This window comes from Geosporobacter subterraneus DSM 17957 (assembly GCF_900142145.1).
GTDB classification, from domain to species: domain Bacteria; phylum Bacillota; class Clostridia; order Peptostreptococcales; family Thermotaleaceae; genus Geosporobacter; species Geosporobacter subterraneus.
In genome coordinates this window covers 1-3,173 of sequence record NZ_FQZV01000100.1, presented here as the reverse complement: position 1 = coordinate 3,173, position 3,173 = coordinate 1, and the positions used below count along the sequence as shown (strand labels likewise).

At 42.0% G+C, this 3,173-nt stretch carries 2 protein-coding genes and 3 tRNA genes; 1 reads left to right on the top strand and 4 read right to left on the bottom strand.

Annotation, left to right across the window (positions count from 1 at the left end; genetic code table 11):
• Window positions 1-403: 403 nt before the first annotated feature.
• Window positions 404-1,621: a 2,3-bisphosphoglycerate-independent phosphoglycerate mutase gene (locus BUB56_RS19035; RefSeq protein WP_110942816.1), complete on the top strand. Its 1,218-nt coding sequence runs from the start codon at window positions 404-406 to the stop codon at window positions 1,619-1,621.
• A gap of 30 nt (window positions 1,622-1,651) precedes the next feature.
• Here BUB56_RS19035 and BUB56_RS19030 read toward each other — a convergent pair whose 3' ends face one another.
• The 4 genes from BUB56_RS19030 to BUB56_RS19015 form a co-directional block, all read right to left on the bottom strand.
• A complete protein-coding gene (locus tag BUB56_RS19030) occupies window positions 1,652-2,752 on the bottom strand; it encodes an aminopeptidase (RefSeq protein WP_330392705.1) in 1,101 nt (366 codons plus the stop codon).
• Between the two features lie 171 nt (window positions 2,753-2,923).
• Window positions 2,924-2,999, bottom strand: a tRNA-Phe gene (locus BUB56_RS19025).
• 8 nt (window positions 3,000-3,007) lie between these two features.
• Window positions 3,008-3,082: transfer RNA gene (locus BUB56_RS19020), tRNA-Gly, on the bottom strand.
• A gap of 6 nt (window positions 3,083-3,088) precedes the next feature.
• Window positions 3,089-3,172, bottom strand: a tRNA-Leu gene (locus BUB56_RS19015).
• Window position 3,173: the final 1 nt, after the last annotated feature.

Genomic DNA, 3,173 nt, shown 5'->3' with positions numbered 1-3,173 from the left:
GTTTTACATATGGCTAGCTTTGCTATACTCTTTTTTCTAAAACCAATTTTTTTAAAAAAATCAAACTTAACTATTGACTTTTATTAGCTGGTCTTTGGATATATATATTACAATGATTATTGTATCTTCTAAATCAATCCTCGTCTAATCGAATTTTCTTATTAGATTTATAGAATAATAGAGTGTATTAATAGTCAAAATTATCGATATTTTTACAGGATGCTAAAGTTACATCCCTATTGACACAAATCAGTATTAATTATTCATTAAAGCCCGATAGTGTCAGGAATTCCAACATTTTTTTATAGCAAAAGAGATTTACCCCTACGCAATACATAAAAGAAGTCTATAAGCTCATAATAAAAGAGTTAAGTATAATACTCAAACATAAGAGGTGACCCCTATGCATTACGATCAAATCATTAGTGATACTGTCAAATCCAATAATTCAAAAATTGTTATGCTGGTAATGGATGGTGTTGGCGATATTCGCAGTCCAAAATTTCACAACAAAACACCCTTAGAATATGCCAATACTCCAAATCTAGACAGGCTGGCATCAGAATCATCCCTTGGCCGTTGTATACCGATTCTTCCCGGTATAACCCCAGGCAGCGGACCCGGTCATTTAGGGCTCTTTGGCTATGACCCTTTACAGGTCACCATCGGCCGCGGTGTATTAGAAGCGGTAGGCATAGGCTTTGACCTAAAAAATGGCGATGTGGCCGCCCGGTGCAATTTTGCTACCATGAATGAGCAAGGCAGAATCACCGACCGACGTGCTGGTAGAATTTCTACAGAAATCACTGAGTCTCTTTGTAAAAAACTAAAAAGCATTCATGAGATTGATGGCGTAGAAATCATTATCGAACCAGGTAAAGGTCATCGTTTTGTTACTGTATTTAGAAGCAAAGATAAGGAAATCGGAGCTTTAATTAATGATACAGATCCTTTGGAAGAGGGCAAATCTCCTATAACAGCGAAGGGAGAGAATCCCCCTTCTGAATTTCTAGCCGGTGTAATAAACAAATTTGTTCAGCTGGGTTATGATTTACTCAAGGATGAACATCCCGCCAATGCCTTTTTACTCCGGGGAATAGCATCCAAACCAAAAATCCCAACCATGAGGGATAAATATCTCCTGGAATCTGCGGCAATCGCCGCGTACCCAATGTATCGGGGAATCGCTTCTCTCTTGGGAATGACCCTGCTTCCTGCGGCGGATTCTATTGAAGGCCTTTTTAAGACCTATCTTGAATACCGCCATAAGTATGATTTCTTCTTCATTCATGTGAAAGGTACGGATCAGGCAGGCGAAGACGGTGATTTTGATGCAAAGGTTAGCTGCATCGAAAAAGTCGATCGTGCTCTCCCCATTCTTTTAGAGCATACACCGGATGTATTAGCGATCACAGGCGATCACTCATCCCCCTGTGCCATGCGCTCTCACAGCTGGCATCCAGTACCGATACTGATTCATGGCCCCTTTACGGGAGCAGACGATGTAGCGTTCTTTCATGAGAATGCCTGCAACCAAGGAAGCCTGGGCTTCTTTGAAAGCAAGTACCTGATGGGATTATTGTTGTCCAATGCAAAACGCCTGGATAAATATGGGGCATAAAAGAGCTAGGCGGAACGCCTAGCTCTTTTACTAGAAATTTATTAAGAATTGTCCTTTTTCATAGATCAGTTCATCATCTGCGTAGATTTTTCCATGCTCTCGCATGTCGCAAATCATATCCCAATGGACGCTGGATTCATTTGTCCCACCAGTCTCTTCCATCCCCGAACCGACTGCAAGATGTATGGTGCCCCCGATCTTTTCGTCAAATAATATGTTCTTGGTAAATCTTTGGATGCCATAATTGGTGCCAATGGCGATTTCGCCCACGTATCGGGCCCCCTCATCGGTGTCTAAAACCGACAATAGGAAATCCTCTCCTTTTGCGGCGGAAGCCTTCACTACCTTTCCGTTTTCAAAGGTTAAGCGTACATCTTCAACTTCTCTGCTAGAATAAATCGCTGGAAATGTAAATCGTATACTGCCGTTTACGCTGTCTCGAATAGGTGTCGTAAATACTTCCCCATCTGGAAAGTTTTCTTTACCATCGCAGTTAATCCATTTTCGTCCCTCTACACATAAGGTAAGGTCTGTATCTAAAGAGACAATTTGGATCTTTTTCTTAGTATTTAAAAAGCTGCAGATTTTCTCCTGCTGCTCGGAAACTGCCTTCCATTTTTCCGTAGGATTGTCTTCATGCATTAGCCCTGCATTATAAACAAAATCTTCGTACTCTTCTAAAGACATCCCTGCTTCTTGGGCATCAGAATGGGTAGGAAATTGAGTTCCGCACCACTTTGCTTTACCCTCTGCAATCCGTTTGAAGAATTTCATCCGCAAATCCTTGCGAACTGCTCTGTGGCAGGCAATATTCATAGGATCTACCCCTGTCAGCTCTCTGGTATTATAATCTCCCCATATGGTCAGGAGTGCATCATAATCACTGAGAATAGCCGTATCAATTGGTGATATGTATTCCAACTGCTCCCTGTCTCCGTTTTTTAAAAGCATCTCCTTAAATCCGGGAAGCGTCACATGCACCTCCGGATTAGCACCTGCCTTAAGGGCCTCCCGATAGACCTCTTTTACTAGAGGTAAAGCTAAATCCGAAGCCTCTATTAGAAATTTATCGCCCTTCTTCAACTGAAATGAATAATTCACTAATAGATTCGCCAGTTTTTTTACTCTCACATCTGCCAATATACTCTCCCCTTTCTTTTCCTATAGTCTAATATATTATCCACTTATCTTTAAAACCCTTCAATTATTTTATATGTATGAATATTTTTTTCTATGCGTTAATCCCAGTTATATCTTATCAAAAACAAAAAAACTTGACAGTTAAACCGTCAAGTTAAGAATTGGTGCCCAGAGGCGGAATCGAACCACCGACACGGGGATTTTCAGTCCCCTGCTCTACCGACTGAGCTATCTGGGCAAAAAAAATGGAGCGGAAGACGAGATTCGAACTCGCGACCCTCGCCTTGGCAAGGCGATGCTCTACCCCTGAGCCACTTCCGCAAAATGTGGTGCGGGTGGAGGGACTTGAACCCCCACGCACGTGGCGCTAGATCCTAAGTCTAGTGCGTCTGCCAATTCCGCCACACCCGCA